Source organism: Aeromonas sp. MR7, from assembly GCF_963899385.1.
GTDB classification, from domain to species: domain Bacteria; phylum Pseudomonadota; class Gammaproteobacteria; order Enterobacterales; family Aeromonadaceae; genus Aeromonas; species Aeromonas bestiarum.
This window is the reverse complement of the sequence record NZ_CAWQXH010000021.1, coordinates 284038-302880: the sequence shown is the minus strand read 5'-3', so window position 1 is coordinate 302880 and position 18843 is coordinate 284038. Positions and strand designations below refer to the sequence as shown.

General features: G+C 62.2%; 13 protein-coding genes and 8 tRNA genes. 1 reads left to right on the top strand and 20 read right to left on the bottom strand.

Translation table 11 applies throughout. The features are described from left to right. Positions 1–6: 6 nt before the first annotated feature. The 11 genes from nifJ to pnuC form a co-directional block, all read right to left on the bottom strand. The gene (gene nifJ / locus AACW87_RS13155; protein ID WP_241325166.1) at positions 7–3537 is read right to left on the bottom strand and encodes a pyruvate:ferredoxin (flavodoxin) oxidoreductase; all 3531 of its coding nucleotides are present in this window, start codon (positions 3535–3537) and stop codon (positions 7–9) included. A 409-nt stretch (positions 3538–3946) separates the two neighbouring features. Beyond that, positions 3947–5083 carry an MFS transporter gene (locus AACW87_RS13150; RefSeq protein WP_241325165.1) on the bottom strand — a complete coding sequence of 379 codons (1137 nt, stop codon included), beginning with the start codon at positions 5081–5083 and terminating at the stop codon, positions 3947–3949. A gap of 10 nt (positions 5084–5093) precedes the next feature. Beyond that, positions 5094–5318: a hypothetical protein gene (locus AACW87_RS13145; protein ID WP_241325164.1), complete on the bottom strand. Its 225-nt coding sequence runs from the start codon at positions 5316–5318 to the stop codon at positions 5094–5096. Between the two features lie 6 nt (positions 5319–5324). Beyond that, positions 5325–6653: an ABC-F family ATP-binding cassette domain-containing protein gene (locus tag AACW87_RS13140; protein WP_241325163.1), complete on the bottom strand. Its 1329-nt coding sequence runs from the start codon at positions 6651–6653 to the stop codon at positions 5325–5327. A 380-nt stretch (positions 6654–7033) separates the two neighbouring features. Then, a complete protein-coding gene (locus AACW87_RS13135; RefSeq protein WP_241325162.1) occupies positions 7034–8824 on the bottom strand; it encodes a protein bicaudal D homolog in 1791 nt (596 codons plus the stop codon). 399 nt (positions 8825–9223) lie between these two features. After that, a complete protein-coding gene (locus AACW87_RS13130) occupies positions 9224–10864 on the bottom strand; it encodes an alpha-glucosidase (RefSeq protein WP_241325161.1) in 1641 nt (546 codons plus the stop codon). Between the two features lie 200 nt (positions 10865–11064). Then, positions 11065–11445: a DUF1622 domain-containing protein gene (locus AACW87_RS13125; RefSeq protein ID WP_241325160.1), complete on the bottom strand. Its 381-nt coding sequence runs from the start codon at positions 11443–11445 to the stop codon at positions 11065–11067. 78 nt (positions 11446–11523) lie between these two features. Further along, on the bottom strand, positions 11524–11841 hold the full coding sequence (gene yqfB / locus AACW87_RS13120; protein ID WP_241325159.1) for a N(4)-acetylcytidine aminohydrolase: 318 nt from the start codon (positions 11839–11841) through the stop codon (positions 11524–11526). Between the two features lie 34 nt (positions 11842–11875). After that, positions 11876–12547, bottom strand: a complete 672-nt coding sequence (locus tag AACW87_RS13115) for a Crp/Fnr family transcriptional regulator (protein ID WP_043555232.1) — start codon at positions 12545–12547, stop codon at positions 11876–11878. A gap of 128 nt (positions 12548–12675) precedes the next feature. Continuing rightward, the gene (locus AACW87_RS13110) at positions 12676–13401 is read right to left on the bottom strand and encodes a nucleoside phosphorylase (RefSeq protein ID WP_241325158.1); all 726 of its coding nucleotides are present in this window, start codon (positions 13399–13401) and stop codon (positions 12676–12678) included. Then, the gene (gene pnuC, locus AACW87_RS13105) at positions 13398–14120 is read right to left on the bottom strand and encodes a nicotinamide riboside transporter PnuC (RefSeq protein ID WP_098983013.1); all 723 of its coding nucleotides are present in this window, start codon (positions 14118–14120) and stop codon (positions 13398–13400) included. The genes AACW87_RS13110 and pnuC overlap by 4 nt, the downstream gene beginning before the upstream one ends. A gap of 297 nt (positions 14121–14417) precedes the next feature. Between pnuC and AACW87_RS13100 the strand changes: the two genes are divergently transcribed. After that, entirely contained in the window at positions 14418–16250 is a 1833-nt protein-coding gene (locus AACW87_RS13100; RefSeq protein WP_241325157.1) for an SLC13 family permease, read from the top strand. A 182-nt stretch (positions 16251–16432) separates the two neighbouring features. On the opposite strand, the gene AACW87_RS13095 is transcribed toward AACW87_RS13100, so the two are convergent. From AACW87_RS13095 to ychF, 9 genes are all read right to left on the bottom strand, one after another. Continuing rightward, positions 16433–16516 (bottom strand) — tRNA-Leu (locus AACW87_RS13095). Between the two features lie 8 nt (positions 16517–16524). Then, positions 16525–16601, bottom strand: a tRNA-Met gene (locus AACW87_RS13090). Positions 16602–16637: 36 nt separating this feature from the next. Beyond that, a tRNA-Gln gene (locus tag AACW87_RS13085) sits at positions 16638–16712 on the bottom strand. A 17-nt stretch (positions 16713–16729) separates the two neighbouring features. Then, positions 16730–16806: transfer RNA gene (locus AACW87_RS13080), tRNA-Met, on the bottom strand. 133 nt (positions 16807–16939) lie between these two features. Beyond that, a tRNA-Gln gene (locus AACW87_RS13075) sits at positions 16940–17014 on the bottom strand. Positions 17015–17160: 146 nt separating this feature from the next. Further along, positions 17161–17235: transfer RNA gene (locus AACW87_RS13070), tRNA-Gln, on the bottom strand. A gap of 47 nt (positions 17236–17282) precedes the next feature. Continuing rightward, positions 17283–17357 (bottom strand) — tRNA-Gln (locus AACW87_RS13065). Positions 17358–17370: 13 nt separating this feature from the next. After that, positions 17371–17447, bottom strand: a tRNA-Met gene (locus AACW87_RS13060). Between the two features lie 235 nt (positions 17448–17682). Beyond that, entirely contained in the window at positions 17683–18774 is a 1092-nt protein-coding gene (gene ychF / locus AACW87_RS13055) for a redox-regulated ATPase YchF (protein WP_098983018.1), read from the bottom strand. Between the last annotated feature and the right edge of the window lie 69 nt (positions 18775–18843).

The window sequence follows — 18843 nt, the reverse complement described above, 5'->3', positions numbered from 1 at the left end:
GCTTGATCACTCCTGCGAGGGGGCCTCCTTGCCGGCGAGCTGGCTCAGCCAGGCGAAGCGGCGGTTCGCATCCAGCTCAGCCTCCCGGTAGAGCTGGGTGGCGATCTCCGGCAGCTGGCGCTCCAGCCGCTTGAAGCGGGGCTCCTGCTGCAGGGTCTCGGTCAGCGAGGCGTTTGGCGCCCTGGAGTCCAGCGCCAGCGGCGCCTTGCCCTCTTCGCTGCGACGGGGGTCGTAGCGGTAGAGCGGCCAGAAGCCGGTGGCGGTCAGCTGCTTCATCTGTTCGTGGCTCTGGGCCAGATCGTAGCCGTGCTCCTCGCAGGGGCTGTAGGCGATGATCAGCGACGGCCCCGGATAGGCTTCCGCCTCCTGAATGGCCTTCACCGTCTGGTTCATCTGGGCGCCGAGTGAGATCTGCGCCACATAGACGTGGCCATACATCATGATGCTGGCACCGAGATCCTTGCGCCCCTTGCGCTTGCCCTGCTCGCCAAACTTGGTGATGGCGCCGAGCGGCGTCGCCTTGGACTGCTGACCGCCGGTGTTGGAGTAGCACTGGGTGTCGAGCACCAGCACGTTGATGTTCTCCCCCAGGCTCAGCACGTGGTCGAGCCCGCCGAAGCCGATGTCATAGGCCCAGCCATCGCCACCGATGAGCCAGACCGACTTGTCCACCAGGTGATCCGCGTCCTTCGCCAACTCAGCCGCGCCAGGCTCGGTGCGACCCTGCAGCAGGCTGCGCAGCTGCTCAATGTGGGCGCGCTGCTCGGAGACCGGCAGGCTGGCGTCTTGCAGCCCCTGTTGCAGCTCGGCCGGAACGGCGTCCCCCAGACCCGTCAACAGGCGGCGTACCCGATCGCGGTGCTGATCCACGGTGAGCCTGAAGCCCAAGCCAAACTCGGCGTTGTCCTCGAACAAGGAGTTGGCCCAGGCCGGGCCACGGCCCTCGGCGTTGGTGGTGTAGGGGGTGGTGGGCAGGTTGCCGCCATAAATCGACGAGCAGCCGGTGGCGTTGGCGATCAGCAATCTATCCCCGTAGAGCTGGGTCAGCAGCTTGATGTAGGGGGTCTCGCCGCAGCCGGAGCAGGCGCCCGAGTATTCGAACAGCGGCGAGATGAGCTGGGAGGTACGAATGTCGATGCGCTCCAGCTGCTCGGCCGTGCGCTCGGGGAGGTCCAGGAAGAAGTCGTAGTTCGCCTTCTGGGCATCGAGGTGGTCGAGCCTGGACGCCATGTTGATCGCCTTGCGGCTCGGATCGGTGCGATCCTTGGCCGGGCAGACCTCGACGCAGAGGTTGCAGCCGGTGCAATCCTCAGGCGCCACCTGCAGCACATATTGCTGGCCGCGCATGTCGCGGGCCTTCACATCGAGCGCATCCAGGGTCGCGGGGGCACCCTCCAGTGCATCCTTGTCCACCACCTTGGCGCGGATGGCCGAGTGGGGGCAGGCGGCCACGCAGTAGTTGCACTGGGTGCAGAGATCCGCCTGCCAGATGGGCACCTCCTTGGCGATGTTGCGCTTCTCCCAGCGGGTGGTGCCCACCGGCCAGGTACCGTCCGGCGGGAAGGCGGAGACCGGCAGGCTGTCGCCGAGCCCCGCCAGCATGGCGGCGGTGACGGTCTGGACGAAGTCGGGGGCCTGGGCCGACACCACGGGGGGGCGCTGGTGGCTGGACTGATCAAGCACCTGCAGCGGCACCGGGATCAGCGCCTCGCAGGTGGCAGCCAGGGCCTGCCAGTTGCGCTCGACCAGCTCGGCGCTCTTGTTGCCATAGCTAGCTGCGATGGCCTGCTTGAGCAACTCGGTGGCCTCTGCCGGCGGTATGATGGCGGTCAGCTGGAAGAAAGCCATCTGCATCACGGTATTGATGCGGCTGCCGAGCTGGCACTCCCGGGCAATCCTGGCGGCGTTGATGGTGTAGAGGCGGGCGCATTTCTCGCGCAGCACCTGTTGCACCTCTTGCGGCAGTCGCTGCCAGATCTGGTCGGCGTCGTAGGGGCTGTTGAGTAGGAAGATGCCGTTCGGCTTGAGTCGCTCCGCCATCTGGTACATGTCGATGAACTGCCACTGGTGGCAGCCGATGAAGTCCGCCTCGTCCACCAGGTAGGCCGACTGTACCGGCCGCTCGTTCACCCTCAGGTGGGAGACGGTGAGGCCGCCTGCCTTCTTGGAGTCGTAGACGAAATAGCCCTGGGGATAGAGCGGGGTGTGATTGCCGAGGATCTTGATGCTGTTCTTGGCCGCCGAGACGGTGCCGTCGCTGCCAAGGCCGTAGAAGAGCGCCTCCAGCTTGCTCTGGCTAGGATAATCGAGGACTGGCAGGGGCAGGGAGAGACCGGTGACGTCGTCGAAGATGCCGACGGTGAAGCGCGGCCTTGGGTTGTCCTGCGTCAGCTCATCGAAGATGGCCTGTACGCAGGCCGGATTGAACTCCTTGGAGGAGAGGCCGTAGCGGCCGCCGATGACCCGTGGCAGGCTGGCACGCTCGCCCCGGCTGACCGCCTCGGCCAGCGCGCTCATCACGTCCAGATAGAGCGGCTCGGCCTGGGCACCCGGCTCCTTGGTGCGATCCAGCACTGCTATCTTGCGGGCGCTCTCGGGAATGACCGCCAGCAGATGCGAGGCACTGAAGGGGCGGTAGAGGCGCACCTTCACCAGCCCCACCTTCTCCCCTTGCTCGATCAGCCGCGCTATCACCTCCTCACAGGTGCCGATGGCGGAACCCATCAGCACCAGCACCCGCTCGGCCTCCGGGTGACCCAGATATTCGAACGGCTGGTAGTGACGGCCGGTCTGTTCACCGAAGGCTTGCATCGCCTCGCTCACGTGACGGTAGGCATCGTCATACCAGGGGTTGGTGGCCTCCCGGCACTGGAAATAGGTGTCCGGGTTGGCGGCGGTGCCGCGAATGACAGGGTGATCCGGGCTCAGGGCGCGATCGCGGTGGGCACGGATGGCCGCCTCCGGCAGCAGGGCACGCAGGGTGTCGTCCGCCAGCGGCACTATCTTGGTGATCTCGTGGGAGGTGCGAAAACCGTCGAAGAAGTGGATGAAGGGCAGCCGGCTGTTGAGGCTGGCGACCTGGGAGATCAGGGCGAAGTCCTGCGCCTCCTGCACGTTGCTGGCGCAGAGCATGGCACAGCCGGTCTGGCGCACCGCCATTACGTCCGAGTGATCGCCGAAGATGGACAAGGCATGGGTCGCGACGGTGCGCGCCGCCACATGGAGTACGAAGGGAATGAGCTGACCCGCCAACTTGTAGAGGTTGGGGATCATCAGCAGCAGGCCCTGGGACGAAGTAAAGGAAGTCGCCAGCGCGCCTGTCTGCAAGGCGCCGTGGACGGTGGCGATGGCCCCTCCCTCCGACTGCATCTCGACCACACGAGGCACGTCGCCCCACAGGTTCTTGCCCCGATCGCTCGACCAGGCCGACGCCTGCTCCGCCATGCTGGAGCTGGGGGTGATGGGGTAGATGGCGATGACTTCGCTGGTGCGGTACGCCACTGAGGCGACCGCGTTGTTACCGTCTGTGGTGATCATGAGTTGTCCACTTGCTATGCCAGTTTGAAGGCCGGTTGCAGGCAACCGGCCATGGATAGGTCGCAGGCATAGTAAGAGGGTTGGAGAGAAGGCATCAAACGGGATAAATAATCAGTGAATACATCTTTTATTCATTGTCCGCACCCTGAACGCAATGGGATCTATTTGCCTCAACGCATTTGGCGGTGGATATGAGCAAGCTGAAATGCGCTTTTTACGTCAGATAAATCAATAGATTAAGAAGCTTCATCGCGAGAGCTGAGCCTGGTCTGAGGGTCAGCGAGTATGGTGTGAGTGGGAAGCGTGCGGGCTGGTAGTGCCGGCACAGTGAGATATGGGGCCGCCGATCCTGGCGGATGGGCGACCCGTGTACTGGATGGGCGTGGGCCCGGAGTACGCGCTCCCTTTTTCAGCCGGCGGGCTTGACGGGGCGCAGCAGTGCAATGGCGCTGCCGAACAGCAGCATGGCCAGCAGCGCCATGGCCAGGGGCCCGGCGCTGTAGGCGAACCCGGCGACGGCAGACCAGAGCGCCACGCCAATGTGCATCATGGTCATCGCCAGCGACATCAGCATGCCTCTGTGAGCGCTGGAGAGCTGCGCAATATAGCCCTGCAGCGCCGGCGAGCCTATGCCACCCGCCAGCGCCCACAGCAGCAGTATCGGCAGCATGAGTTGCCCGGCCGGAGAGAGATAGAAGCAGACGCTGACCAGCAGGCAGACCATCAAGGCCAGGCGCATCAGGGTACGCCCGCTCTCGACCCGGCGAGAGAGGCGGGGCATCAGCAGGTTGCCGACGACGCTGATGACGCCAAGCAGAGCGTACAAGCCCCCCACGGACCCGATGGACCACTCCTGGGCATCGCGCAGGTGCTGACCGACGAGATTGAACAGACCTATGCCGCCGCCAAGACCCAGGCACATGGCCAGCAGGGCCCCGACCGCGCCCGGGATGGCCAGCAGGCGGGGGCCCTTGTCCTCCCGATGCGCAGCCGATTTTTCTGCCGGATCTTGACCAGCGGGGAGCAAGGCCAGCGCCGCCGCCACCCCCCAGGCGCACACGCCGAGCAGGATGAAGGCAGCCCGCCAGGAGAGCCATTGGGTCAGCAGAGCCCCGACGGCCGGGCTCGCTATCATGCCCAGGGTCAGGCCGGCCTGGACCCAGGCAATGCGCTTCATGGCGTCTGTTCCTGCGCTATCCGCGGCCATGGCAAAGGCGATGGGCAACATGCCGGCACTGGCGAGGCCGGTGAGCACCCGGCTTGCCAGCCCCCATTCAAAGTTCTCCACCAGACCCGTGCCCACAGAGGCGGCGCCAAACAGCAGGGTGGCAGGCAGCATCACCTTCATTCGGCCCAGACGATCCGAGAGGGTGCCCAGCAAGGGGGCTATCATCGCCAGCGCCAGGCTGTAGGCCGTGATGAAGAGGGTCACACGCTCGGGCTGAACCCCCAGCTCCCGGCCTATGGGCGCCAGTATGGGGCCCAGCATAAGTTCATCGGCACCCACCAGGAATGCAATCAAGAACAGCAATATTTTCAATAACATATCTTCTACCTTAAAGATGCTCAATGTGGTCGGCGGCGGTGAGGGACGGGATCTCCACCACCCGATCCGGCCAGTGGGCGACGAACTCCCGTTCGTGGCAGACCAGCACCACGGTACCTGGATAGTCCTGCAATGCCTGTTGCAGGGCCGCTTTGACACCGGCATCCAGGTGCGTGGTCGGTTCATCCAGCACCAGCAGGTTGCTGGGTTGCAGGGCCAGTCGGCACAGCTTCACTCTGGTCTACTCGCCACCACTGAGGGAGGCAATCGGCTGCACGGCCTGCTTTCCCGTGATGCCAAACCGCGCCAGATGCTGCCGGGCCGCCTTGTCATCCACGCCCGGGCACACAGCTTTCACCAGATTGACAGGTGTGGCATCCGGGTAGCGCCAGCACAGCGCCTGCTCGAAATAACCGAGCTTGAGCGCCGGTGACAGGGCGAGCTGACCGGCCAGCGCGGGCAGTTCGCCCACCAGGGTTTTCAGCAGGGTGGACTTGCCTATGCCGTTGAACCCGGCAATCACCAGCTTGTCGCCACGGCTCAGGGTCAGCGAGATGGGCGCCAGCAAGGGGCCTTGATAGCCAATGACCAGTTTCGAGGCGGCGATCAGCTGCTGGCCATTGTGCGGGGCCGAGCAAAACGAGAAGGAGAGGGGCTTCTCCTGCCCCGGTGCGGCCAGCCTGTCTATGCGTGCCAGCTGCTTCTTGCGGCCATTGGCGATGCTGGCATTGACCCCGGCCCCGTTTTTGTCGATGAACCGTTCCAGCTTTTCGATATGTCGCTGCTGCGCCAGATATTGCTTCCCGTGGGCGGCATCCTCGCTGGCTTTCTGGGCCATGGCCTTGTCGACGTTGCCCTTGAATTTGCGGATTTGCTGCCTGTCTATGTCGCAAATGGCCGTGGCAATCCGGTTCAGGAAGGCCTGGTCGTGGGAGACCAGCATAAAGGCTCCCTTGAAGCCGCCCAGATAGTCCACCAGCCAGTCGAGGTGACGGGTATCCAGATAATTGGTCGGCTCGTCCAGCAGCAGGACATCCGGCGCGAGCAACAACAGGCGGGCCAGCATGACCTTGTGCCTTTGTCCGCCGCTCAATTCCCCCAGTCGGGTATGCATGCCCAATGGCGTGATCCCCAGGCCATCAGCCACCGCATTGATGCGGCTGTCGATCTGATAAAACGACCGGTTTTCCAGGCTGGCCTGAAGGGTGGCTGCGCGTGCCAGATGGCGGGCTTGGACACTTTTCACCGGGCAGGCGTAGATGGCCATCATCTCGGCCTCCTGCCGGTAGAGATCCGCAAAGGCGGATTGCAGCTGATCGCGCACCCTGGTCTGCGGATCCATCTCGCCATGCTGGTCCAGATAACCGAGGCGCACCGCGGGCTGCCAGAGGATGTCGCCCCCGTCGGGCAACAGCTCCGCCTGCAGCAGTTTCAGCAGGGTGCTTTTCCCCGCGCCGTTTTTGCCCGTGACGCCGATATGCTCACCGGCGAAGAGGGTGAAGTTGGCCTGCTGGTAGAGGGTCTTGTCACCCAGGTGACAAGTCAGGTTTTGAATGGTGAGTAAATTCATGGTGCTACATCCATAAAAAACGGGGGGCGGTACTTGGCGTACCGGCCCCCCGTTTCAAGCAATATTGAAACTTTGTCCTGAATATCAGAAACAAAAAGGCCGGCGATGAAGCATCTCGCCGGCCTGAGTCTCCTGTTTTCATCAGATGCGGGGCCGCCTCCCTGTGAGAGGGCATGCACGCAGCTGATGAAGATTCAGAAGAGGAATGGCTCCGGGCAACACTTCATCGTGTTAGTGCACGGAGCACAGCCTCCTGACAGAGCATTTGAACAGGATGTACAACATGTAAAAGCGGTCCAACAAAAATTCTGGTCGCAAAGTACACAGAACCCGCCTGCGAGTCAAATCACCGTCGGTTGAACATTTGGCTCAAGCGCTCGCTACTCGTGGTGTAAGGTGATGCAATCCAGGCCACCGCTGCCCCTGAGCAGGACCTCCGCCTGGTTCAATCCCTCCCTGTGGCTACTGGCCGCCTGGCCCACGAAATAGGTGGTCAGCTCGGGCACCTCTCGTTTCAACCAGGCGCCGAAGGCCTGATTCAGGGGGGCTATGCTGGCGGCGTTGGTGATGTAGAAGGGTTGCTGCGCCGTGCCCATGATGCCGTTCATCCAGTTCACCGCTCGCTTGTTGACGCTGAAGGCGCCCGGGGTGGCGATGGGGGTCAGACCGGCATCGGTCAGCTGCTGCCGGATGAGGGCGTGGATCTTGTGCCAGCGCTCGGCCTGTTGCCGCAGGTTGGTAAGCGTCTCTGTGAGGCCCTGGCGCTCGCTGTCGCTCAGGCTGCCGTCGCTGGTCAGTACCTGCTGGATCAGTGCCTCGCCGGCCGCAGGTTCGTTGAACAGGATGCGGCCATCGGCCAGCGGGCGCATGGCCATGTCGAGGTGAAAACCGGGTTGGGCCAGGATCACCAGGTCCCGCTCGGCCACCTTGAGCTCCTGCGCCATCAGGCGCTGGCTGATGGCCATCATGGCGAGGAAACGGCGGGTCTGCTCATCCAGCTCGGCACCGGCCAGCTCCTGGCGCTGGTAGCCGCCGGCCTGCAGCATGCGTCCCAGCCGGGTCAGGGTGGCGGCATCGGCCTGCAGGGTTTGCAGCTCGTTCTCTATCTGGTCATCAGCAAAGTCAGAGTGGAGATCGGCGGTGACCACCAGGCTGGCGTAGTCCTGTTTCAGCTGAGCCAGCAGATCGAAGGAGGCCGGCAGCGCCTGGCCATGGAGCGCGCGATAGCGCTCGGCGATGAGGGCGCCCTGCTGCCGGCTCAGAAACATCCGCCCCTGTGCGGCCTGCCGGCTGTCCCAGTCCACTTGGTACTGCGCCAGCTCGGCCTTGGCGCGCGCGGTCCTGGCATATGCGTGGCGCTGCTCGGCGCTCAGATCCTGGGGCAGCAGGTTGGCTGCCTCCAGCAGTATGAGGTCAATCTCGGGATCATGGCCGTTCTGCACCGTATGGGGGCTGCCCAGCCACTCGCGCTCGATCAGCTGCAGGCGAAAGTCACCGTCGCGCTCCATGGTTTCCTGCCGGGTGGCGATGCGTTCCCGATCCAGCCGGCTGTGGTGCAGAGTGGTCTGCAGCAGGGCGTCGCGACCTATCAGGGCATAGGGGGTACCGTCGGCGCGCTGGCCGGTCAGCATGTTGCCGCCATCTATGATGGAGAAGGTCGGGAGAAGCTCGCGCCCCTGTTCGCTGGCAAAGCGGTCGGCCTGGGCCAGCATGCCATCTGTCAGCCCCTGGGAGTCCTGGCTGCCCAGGCTGTGGTGCCCCTCCTGCTCGGCCTGCGGGCTCTCTGGGGTCAAGGCGGTGACGAAGGCGTGGTAGCTATCCTTGTCGGCCAGCGGTGCCCGGGGGCGGAAGACGAGGGCGCCATCCCGTGACAGCCACATGTTGTCCTCGGTCCAGGTGTACATGTCGCCATGGGTGTTGACCGAGAATCCCTGCTGCCTGCCGATCTGCTCCAGCTCCGCCACCAGCTCGGGTTCGGTCTGAATTGGCAGATGCAGCTGGTGGATCCGGTTGCCCAGATCGTCCTGCGCCAGCTGGAAGGTGCGAGCAAGGGCGGGCGTCTCTGCTCCAGAGCCGACCAGCGGGTCGTCCGGGAACATGATGGGGGTTGCCGTGGCCGAATTGAGCCAGAAGAGGGTCGAGATGGCGAGCGCCACTCCGGTTTTACGCATGGTGTTTACCTTTTGTTATGGCGGGATACCTATCCCACGAGCCTGAACGTCGGCGTGCAGTACCGCATGCTTCGGATGGAAACCATAAGGAGTCAGCGAAGAACCACAAGGGCGCAAATCTGAATTGACTTTTAACCCTGACTAAACAGCGTTGAATATCGCCGTTTGATGATAAAGGAGTCGTTTTTGATGGTGATTATTTCCAATTAAAACATGGTGTTGAACTATTTTAATTGTCGATAGCAAGACGAGGTCGGATATCGCCTGGCAAGGCTGTTCGGGCCTGAAAATGCGAAGTTTTTAAGTGAGTAAATCGCCGGGGCACCTCGGCAGCCCAGGGCGAGGGGAATCATCAGGGGGTGAGGCGCAGGGGCCGCCCCCGAGCGATGGTCTTGCCCGTTACTCGCTTGCCTGCATCAGCCAGACGGCGGCCTGATAGGGGGCGAAGGTGGCCGTGGGTGCGTCCGGGTAGTTGCCCATCAGCAGGGTGGCTTCCTTTTCTACCAGCTCAAGATGGGGCATGGGCAAGGTGCCCGCGGTGAGGTTGGCGAGCAGCAGCAGGGTATGCCGCTCTCCGCTTGCCGGATCCTGCCAGTGGCGGCGGTAGCCGATGCGCTCGGGGTCTTCCCCATCCAGCAGCTCGAAGTCGCCGTGGCGAATGACGGGATGGGCCTTGCGCAATTCGATCAGCTGGCGATAGCAGTGAAACAGCGAGTCGGGGCGGGCCAGCTGCTCGGCGGCATTTATCTCGATGTGGTTGTCGTTGAGCGCGATCCAGGGGGTGGTTGTGCTGAAGCCCGCATGAGGGCCGGCATCCCACTGCATCGGGGTGCGGGCGTTGTCGCGGCCGATGGCATCCAGCCGTCGGCTCAGCTCGGCAGGAGTCAGCTCGGCAGGAGTCAGCTCCGGCTGGCTGGCACTGTAGTGGATAGCCTCCACGTCGCGCAGCTCATCGGTTTGCCAGTGGCGGTTGGTCATGCCCAGCTCCTCCCCCTGATAGATGAAGGGAGTGCCCTGCATCATGTGTAGCACCAGGGCCCAGAGCTTGGCACTCGGCTCGCGCCACCTTGGCCTGTCGTCGCCAAAGCGGGAGACGGCGCGGGGCAGGTCGTGGTTATTGAGAAACAGGCTGTTCCAGCCCTGGCCGTGCAGCCCCTGCTGGTGGCGGACCATGGCCCGCTTGAAGGTGAGGGGGTCAAAATGCGACGCCCACTTGTCCTGCCCCAGCCCCAGGTGTTCGAAGTTGAACACCATGCTGAACTCGCTGCCATTCGGGTTCGAATAGTGCTGCATGTGGGCGAGATCCGCCCCCCAGGTCTCACCGACCGTGACGATCCCCTTGTTGCCGAAGCTGGCGGCGTTGAGCTCGCGGATATAGTCGTGCAGGCGGGGGCCGTTGCTCATGGCAAGGGGCGACCACTCCTTGCTCACCATGTCGATCACATCGAAGCGGAACCCCTTTATGCCCTTGGCCAGCCAGAAGTTGATCACCTCCGCCATTTCGGCGCGCACCGCCGGGTTGTCCCAGTCCAGATCGGCCTGGCTTATGTCGAAGTTGTGCAGATAGTAGCGATCAAGCTCTGGCACATACTCCCAGCCGCTGCCGCCAAAGATGGACTCCACCGGGTGGGCATCGACAAAGGCCTGGTCCCTGAACACGTAGTAGTCCTGATAGCGGGGATCCCCCGCCAGCGCTTGCCTGAACCACGCGTGCTCGGTGGAGGTGTGGTTGGCGACCATGTCCATCATGATGCCGATGCCGCAGGCGGCCGCATCGCTGATCAGCTGTTCCATCTCGGCCAGGGTGCCGAAGGCGGGGTCTATGGCACGGTAGTCCGCCACGTCATAGCCGTTGTCCCGCTTGGGGGAGCGATAGACAGGGGTGAGCCAGAGCAGGTCGACCCCCAGGGTCGCCAGATAGTCCAGGCGCTGGCAGATGCCCTTGATGTCGCCCATGCCGTCGCCGTTGCTGTCCTGAAAGCTCATGGGGTAGATCTGGTAGATGACGCACTGGTCGAGGTGGAGAGGAACTCTGTTCATCAGCTGGGCCGGTTGGGGGACGCAATGGTTTATCTTACGCAGATGCGCGGGCCCTCGACAGGGCGGGGAAAGGCTTGAAAAGGGTTCCATAGTTGGCTGATTGCCAAAAGTGAGGGGAGGGTCACAACTGGGCCATCCCGAGCCACGGAGGTGGTCGGGATGGCACGACACTCAGCGATGATGCTGTGCAAAGGAACGGGCTATTGGGCCGCCTTGGCCTGCTCGCTGCGCTGCTCCTGCTGGCGCTCAGCCTGCGCCTCCAGCTCCTTGCCGAGGAAATAGTTCAGGAAGGTGCGGATCACCGCGATGATGGCGAGGCGGATCAGCTCCTCCTTGCTCGGCGCGACTGTGGTGGCCAGTATGTCGGCGGCGAGCTGGAACTCCAGCGCCAGAATGAGCCAGCTGCCGAAACAGAGGCGGATACGGGGGAAACCGGGGGCGTGATCCCGGACTCGTGCCGCCAGCCAGAGCGTCTTGCCAAGCCCTATCACCACGCAGGCGATGGAGATGATCTCCAGCAGCAGCTGGAACAGCTCGACCCCGTGCATCATGCCCTCTTTCAGGCTCGCTATCTCAAACACGTTCGGCTTCTCCACGATTCAAAAGGAACACTATTAACATATTGCTCGGCCAGGGCCAAATCCGGTTCGGGTCATCAATCAGGCAATCAGTTTGAATTCAATCACATAGAGTGGCGGCAGGGCGGGGTAGATGTCGCGGATCACCTGTTTGAGCTCAGGGAGGGTCATGTTCTCCTGGCGGGCGTGCTCGTCGTTCAGTTCATCGAAGGCGACCGCCTTGACGGAGAGTACCTCTATGGCGCCGAACGGCTGCTGCTCCGGGTTGGTGAACAGGGCCAGACGCTGGCCGGGTTGCCAGTTTGCCTCGCTCTCGTCGCGTATGGTGATGGTCTTGCGGCCGGCCTGAATATCGGCCACGAAGCGGCTGAAGAAGGTGAACTCGGGATAGGTAGACATGGATGCTCCGATAGGGGTAAAGAGTGAATCGAGATTAAAGGTCGAGATAGGCGCGCAGCCTGGCCAGATCGGCGATGGTGGGGCCGTCAGCGCCCTCGCACACTATCCCCTGTTCGACCAGCTCCTTGAGGGCGCGGCGGTAGACGCGCTCCGTGGTGCCAAAGCGCGCCGCCTCGTGGGAGCGCTTGCGCGAGCCCAGCATGGGGGTGCGCTGGCGCTCGCGCCACAGTTCAAAGGCGATGTTGTAGGCGATGGGGTGCAGCAGGCGGCTGGTGGTGATGTCCAGGGTATCCAGATAGTCGCTGGCCAGCGCCGAGGCGAAGAACAGGGTCAGCTCGGGTTCGGCCAGCAGCCGCTGGGCCAGCTTGTGAGCACAGATGACGCTGGCATCCAGCTCTGTCTCGGCCACCACGCTCCACTGCACCGGGGTGGCGCTGAAGAACTCCATCTCGCCGAAGATCTGGCGCTGGCACGCTATCTCCCCGAGCTGAAACAGACGCCCCGAGTGCACGGCACTGTTGAGGGAGACTCGTCCCGTCTCCACCAGATAGAGGCATTCGCTCTGCTCCCCCTGACGCATGATGGGCTCGCCCGGCAGGTAGCGGCGCAGAAACAGGGTGCACGCCTCCAGCGCCGCGGCAAAGCGGGGTTCAAGCTGCTCAAGTTCGGCGTGAAAGCGACCGAGGGGATAGGGTTGTTGCTGCATGAGAAACCCGCGCGGGGAAACGAGGGCCATGAGGCTAGCAAGAGCGGGGGCCGGATGCCAGCGCCCGAGCCATCGAATGTGCCGGGCTTAACGTTTTGCCGGGGCCTTGCGGCCCCGGCAGACCCGGTCTATTGCGCCAGCGCATGGAGCGCGGCGGCGATGGCCAGCCGCTCACCGGCCATCATGGCCGCTTCTGCGCTGGCGTAGTCGCTTACCCCCTGCTGCACGTCCTGCTCGAAGGCCACCACGTTGCAGAGCACGGCGGCCACCCGCACCTTGCGCAGCCGACCGACGGTGAGCAGGGAGGCCGTCTCCATGTCCGCCCCCAGCAGGCCGCGTTCGTGCCAGTAGCGGCACACCGCCTGCTCGTCATCCCGGTAGAAGCTGTCGTGGGAGCGCACCAGGCCGTGCCAGTGAGGCTGGCCGCTGGCGGCGATATGGTCGAGCAGGGCGGCCTGCAGCCGAATGTCGGCGCAGGCGGGGTACTCGGGGGGCAGATAGGCCAGCGAGGCGCCCTCGTGGCGCACGGCCCCCTCCACCACGATGAGATCACCCAGCGCCATCTCATGCTGGAGGGCACCGGCGGAGCCGACCCTGACCAGCGCCCGGGCACCCGCCTGCACCAGCTCCTCCAGCGCTATGACGGCGGAGGCGCCGCCGATGCCTGTGCTGCAAACGGTGACGGGCAGCCCCTGATGATGGCCGTTGATCAGGCGAAACTCCCGGTTCTGGCCGAGCAATTCACTGCCTTCAAGCTGGCTGGCGATGCGATCGACCCGGGCCGGATCGCCGCACAGCACCACCCGTTCGGCAATCTGGTCAGGGCGGCATTGCAGATGGGGCAGCAGGCTCATGCGATCGCTTCCTGCTGCGGGCGTTTGGCGGCCAGCATCCAGAGGCGGGTGCCGTTGGCGGCGATGAACAGCAGGATCAGGTACTCCAGCGACATGGCGTAGACGCCCTGGGCGGCATAGACGCCGATGCTGATGATGTTGATGACCACCCAGAGGATCCAGTTCTCCACGTATTTGCGGGTCATCAGGATCTGGGCCACCACAGAGAGCACCGTCATGCTGGCATCCCAGAACGGGAAGGCGTCGGGGGAGGGCTCAGGGGTAGCCAGGCCGGCCCCGAACAGGTTGAGCAGGGCGACCGAGGTGCGTGCCAGGGTGGCGAACACGGGGTCGATAAACAGGGTCAGCAGGGCGATGGCCAGCACGCTCAGGGCGGCGGTCATCATCAGCTTGGACTTGCTCAGCCAGCGGATCTGCAGGCTGTCACCCTGCTCGTTGGCGGGGCGGGTCCAGGCGTACCAGCCGTAGACGTTGGCGCAGAAGAAGAACAGCTGCAGCATCAGCAGGCCGTAGAGCTGGATCTGGAAGAAGATGATGGCAAACAGGCTGACGTTGATGAGGCCGAACAGGTAGTTGATGGTCTTCTCCTGGCTGGCGAACCAAATGCAGGCCAGGCCGAACAGGGTGCCGATGGCTTCAATCCACGACATGGCGTAACCGCCGCCCAGCGGTATGGTCACCAGGGTGTGATTGATGCTGAACCACTCGAATATGCTCATTTTCGTTTCCTTTGAAAATTTGGAAGAAGGGGGGGTTATCGGAACGGACCTATTCTAGGGGCTGCGCGGGGGCCAACGCAGGACTTTTGTCCGAGCCAGCCTGAGCCACATCAAAGAATGGATAAAGGATGGCGGCAAAGGCTCGCCATTTTTGCGGACCGCAGGGAGCCCCGATATGCGATGATGGCCCTTGCCCTTTATTGATATGTAACAAACCGGGGCAGAACAAGCTGTGGTCTGATGGAGTCCGCCATTTTACCCATTGTGCAGTGGCGGACATGAACGAAAGGAGCAAGTGTGAATTCCGAACTGATCTGGGTCCTCTGCATGCTGGTGGGCGCCATCTATCTGTTTATTACCAACAAGGTACGCATGGACGTAGTCGCCTTGTTGATCATCATATTGTTTGTGCTGAGCGGTACCCTGACCCTGCCGGAGGCGCTGGCGGGGTTCAGTGATCCCAACGTCATTCTGATCGCCGCCCTGTTCGTGGTGGGGGAGGGGCTGGTGCGCACCGGCATCGCCTATCAGGTGGGGGACATGCTGGTGAAGGTGGCGGGCAGCAGCGAGATCCGCATGCTGGTGCTGCTGATGGTGGCCGTCTCCCTGCTGGGGGCCGTGATGAGCAGCACAGGGGTGGTGGCCATCTTCATCCCTGTGGTGCTGAGCGTGGCGAATCGCATGGGGATCCCGGCCGGTCGCCTGATGATGCCGCTCGGCTTTGCCGGCCTCATCAGCGGCATGATGACGCTGGTGGCGACCCCGCCCAACATGGTGGTCAACAGTGAGCTGATGCGCCACGGCATCCAGGGTTTCGGCTTCTTCGGCTTCACCCCCATGGGGCTGATTATCCTGGTGATGGGCATACTCTACATGCTACTGATGCGGGGCTCCCTGGTGCGTGAAGGGGAGGAGGGCAAAGGCAAGCAGGCGGGGCGCAGCACAATGCGCGATCTCATCCGCGATTACCGGCTGGCCGGGCGCGCCCGCCGGCTGGCGATCCGGCCCGACTCCCCCCTGATAGGCCAGACCCTGGACGAGTTGCAATTGCGGGCCCGTTATGGCGCCAACGTCATCGGGGTGGAGCGCTGGCGCAAGTTTCGGCGGGTGATGGTGACCGTCTCCGGCGTCACCGAGTTCCAGGCCAAGGACGTGCTGCTGATCGACATGTCCGACCCCGAGGTGGATGTGCGAGAGTTCTGCAGCGAGGCGCGGCTCGAGCCCATGATATTGCGCGGGGAGTACTTCTCCGATCAGGCGCGGGAGGTGGGCATGGCCGAGGTGTCGCTCATCCCCGAATCCCGTCTGCTCGGCAAGAGCATTCGCGAGGTGGCCTTTCGCTCCCACTACGGTCTGAGCGTGGTGGGGATCCGCCGCAACGGCGAGGCACTGACCGGCAAGCTGGTGGATGATCCCTTGCAGATGGGCGACTCCCTGCTGGTGGTGGGCAACTGGAGCCTGATCCGCCTGTTGCAGACCCACAGTCGCGACTTCCTGCTGCTCGGCCTGCCCGCCGAGGTGGACGAGATGGCGCCGGCTCGCAGCCAGGCCATCCACGCCCTTATCTGTCTCGGGGTCATGGTGGTGCTGATGGTGACGGATCCCGTGCCCAACGTCATCGCGGCGCTGGTGGCCTGCCTGCTGATGGGCAAGTTCCGCTGTATCGACATGGAGAGTGCCTACAAGTCCATCCACTGGCCCACCCTGATCCTGATCGTCGGCATGCTGCCCTTTGCCCTGGCGCTGCAGAAGACTGGCGGGGTGGACCTGATTGTCGGCGGTCTGATCGCGGCCGTCGGTGAGATGGGCCCTCGCGTGATGCTGGCCAGCCTGTTTGCCCTGTGCGCCCTGATCGGGCTCTTCATCTCCAATACCGCGACGGCTGTGCTGATGGCGCCCATTGCGCTAGGTACGGCCCAACAGATGGGGATCTCCCCCTATCCCTTTGCCATGACCATCGCCATCGCGGCCTCGGCGGCCTTCATGACGCCGGTCTCGTCACCGGTCAATACCCTGGTGCTCGGGCCCGGCAACTACAAGTTCGTGGATTTCGTGCGCATCGGCGTGCCCTTCACCCTGCTGGTGATGGTGGTGAGCGTGATCGCCATCCCCTGGTTCTTCCCGTTCTGACCGGGTTGATCCAGGGAAAAGAGAGACAAGCGGCCTGCGGGCCGCTTTTTTGTCGCTCCGCATGAGCTCGGGTGGCAGCAGAGCGAGGGGGGAGCGAGGCAGAGACAGGATGGCAAGGGGAGAGGGCGAAAAACGGGCACAAAAAAACCAGCCTGAGCTGGTCTGTTTGGTACTGCTATTAATGGTGCGGAAGGAGAGACTCGAACTCTCACGCCTAGGGCGCCAGAACCTAAATCTGGTGCGTCTACCAATTTCGCCACTTCCGCAATATTAATGGTGGCTATGACGGGATTCGAACCTGTGACCCTCGCATTATGAGTGCGATGCTCTAACCAACTGAGCTACATAGCCGTCTTGTCACCAATGTCATTGCTGACAAGTCAAAAATGGCTGGGGTACTAGGATTCGAACCTAGGGATGGCGAGATCAAAACCCGCTGCCTTACCGCTTGGCGATACCCCAACTGAACAACTGCAAAATGGTGGCTATGACGGGATTCGAACCTGTGACCCTCGCATTATGAGTGCGATGCTCTAACCAACTGAGCTACATAGCCGTCTTGTATGCGACAGGGTCGTCTACAAGTAAAAATGGCTGGGTACTAGGGTTTGGACCTAGGCACGTTGACGAGATCGAAATCTCTCACGCTTACCACAGCAAATCATCGACAGATCGATGACGGGTAAAAATGGCTGGGGTACTAGGATTCGAACCTAGGGATGGCGAGATCAAAACCCGCTGCCTTACCGCTTGGCGATACCCCAACAGCGCTCTTCAACAGTCATGTGACTGGTCAAAGAACTTTTAAAAAAGGCTGTGGCACTAGGATACGAACCTAGGAACGTTGACGAGATAAAAACCTCTTACGTTCACCACAGCTATCACCGACGAGGTCGATGAAAGGCAATAATGGCTGGGGTACTAGGATTCGAACCTAGGGATGGCGAGATCAAAACCCGCTGCCTTACCGCTTGGCGATACCCCAACAGCGCTCCTCGACAGTCATGTGACTGGTCAAAGAACTTTTAAAAATGGCTGGGGTACTAGGATTCGAACCTAGGGATGGCGAGATCAAAACCCGCTGCCTTACCGCTTGGCGATACCCCAACTGAACAATTAATGGTGGCTATGACGGGATTCGAACCTGTGACCCTCGCATTATGAGTGCGATGCTCTAACCAACTGAGCTACATAGCCAACCGTGCTTCCAGTGAGTCGTTGCCTCGTCACTGTGCGGGCCGAATTATGCGTATCTGGCTCTGGGGCGTCAACCCTTTTTTTGCCAGAAAAACCGAATTTGGGTGCGTTTGGCGAGTTATTGGTCGCTGTCGTGCAAAAGCCCAACAATCTGGTTTTTTTTACGACATTTGCCGGAAGATACGGCGTTATGCCAGATAAAAGAGAAGCCAGCAAATGCTGGCCTCTCATGGGATTAGACGTTGAACAGGAAGTTCATGATATCGCCATCTTTGACGATGTAGTCTTTCCCTTCGGCGCGCATCTTGCCTGCTTCCTTGGCGCCTTGCTCACCCTTGTAGGTGATAAAGTCTTCGAAGGCGATGGTTTGGGCGCGAATAAAGCCTTTTTCAAAGTCGGTGTGGATCTTGCCCGCCGCTTGCGGTGCTGTGGCGCCGACTGGAATGGTCCAGGCACGCACTTCCTTCACGCCGGCGGTGAAATAGGTCTGCAGCTTGAGCAGCTCGTAACCTGAGCGGATCACCCGGTTCAGGCCCGGCTCTTCGATGCCAAGATCTGCCATGAACTCGGCGCGATCGTCGTCATCCAGCTCGGCGATGTCAGATTCGATGGCGCAGCAGACCACCACCACAACCGCGTTCTCGGTAGCGGCAATTTCACGTACCTTGTCGAGGAAGGGGTTGTTCTCGAAACCGTCTTCCGCCACGTTGGCGATGTACATGGTGGGCTTGAGGGTCAGGAAGTTGAGGTGGCTCACGGCGGCCAGCTCATCCTTGTCCAGCTTCATGCCACGGATCATCTGGCCGTTTTCCAGGGCGACCCGGATCTTCTCCAGGGTTTCCACTTCCAGCTTGGCATCCTTGTCGCCGCCCTTGGCGCGCTTGGACTGGCGGTGAATGGCGCGCTCGCAGGCGTCCAGATCCGACAGGGCCAGTTCGGTGTTGATCACCTCGATGTCGTCGGCCGGAGAGACCTTGCCGGCAACGTGAATGATGTTCTCGTCCTCGAAGCAGCGCACCACGTGGCCTATGGCTTCGGTTTCACGGATGTTGGCCAGGAACTGGTTGCCCAGACCTTCGCCCTTGGAGGCACCGGCAACCAGACCGGCGATGTCCACGAATTCCATGGTGGTCGGCACGACACGCTGAGGATTGATGATGGCCGCCAGCTGGTCGAGACGCGGATCCGGCATGGGAACCACACCCGTGTTCGGCTCAATGGTGCAGAACGGGAAGTTGGCGGCTTCGATGCCGGCCTTGGTCAGCGCATTGAACAGGGTGGATTTACCTACATTGGGCAGGCCCACGATACCGCATTTAAAACCCATGGATTGTTACCTTATTGATGGATGCTGTTGAGGGCCGCTTAACCTGTTCACGCTCTTACTGCGAGGCCG

Coding starts and splice junctions, on each gene's coding strand:
- nifJ (WP_241325166.1), bottom strand. CDS start 3,537: ATGATCACCACAGACGGTAACAACGCGGTCGCCTCAGTGGCGTACCGC.
- AACW87_RS13150 (WP_241325165.1), bottom strand. CDS start 5,083: ATGTTATTGAAAATATTGCTGTTCTTGATTGCATTCCTGGTGGGTGCC.
- AACW87_RS13140 (WP_241325163.1), bottom strand. CDS start 6,653: ATGAATTTACTCACCATTCAAAACCTGACTTGTCACCTGGGTGACAAG.
- AACW87_RS13135 (WP_241325162.1), bottom strand. CDS start 8,824: ATGCGTAAAACCGGAGTGGCGCTCGCCATCTCGACCCTCTTCTGGCTC.
- AACW87_RS13130 (WP_241325161.1), bottom strand. CDS start 10,864: ATGAACAGAGTTCCTCTCCACCTCGACCAGTGCGTCATCTACCAGATC.
- yqfB (WP_241325159.1), bottom strand. CDS start 11,841: ATGTCTACCTATCCCGAGTTCACCTTCTTCAGCCGCTTCGTGGCCGAT.
- AACW87_RS13115 (WP_043555232.1), bottom strand. CDS start 12,547: ATGCAGCAACAACCCTATCCCCTCGGTCGCTTTCACGCCGAACTTGAG.
- AACW87_RS13110 (WP_241325158.1), bottom strand. CDS start 13,401: ATGAGCCTGCTGCCCCATCTGCAATGCCGCCCTGACCAGATTGCCGAA.
- pnuC (WP_098983013.1), bottom strand. CDS start 14,120: ATGAGCATATTCGAGTGGTTCAGCATCAATCACACCCTGGTGACCATA.
- ychF (WP_098983018.1), bottom strand. CDS start 18,774: ATGGGTTTTAAATGCGGTATCGTGGGCCTGCCCAATGTAGGTAAATCC.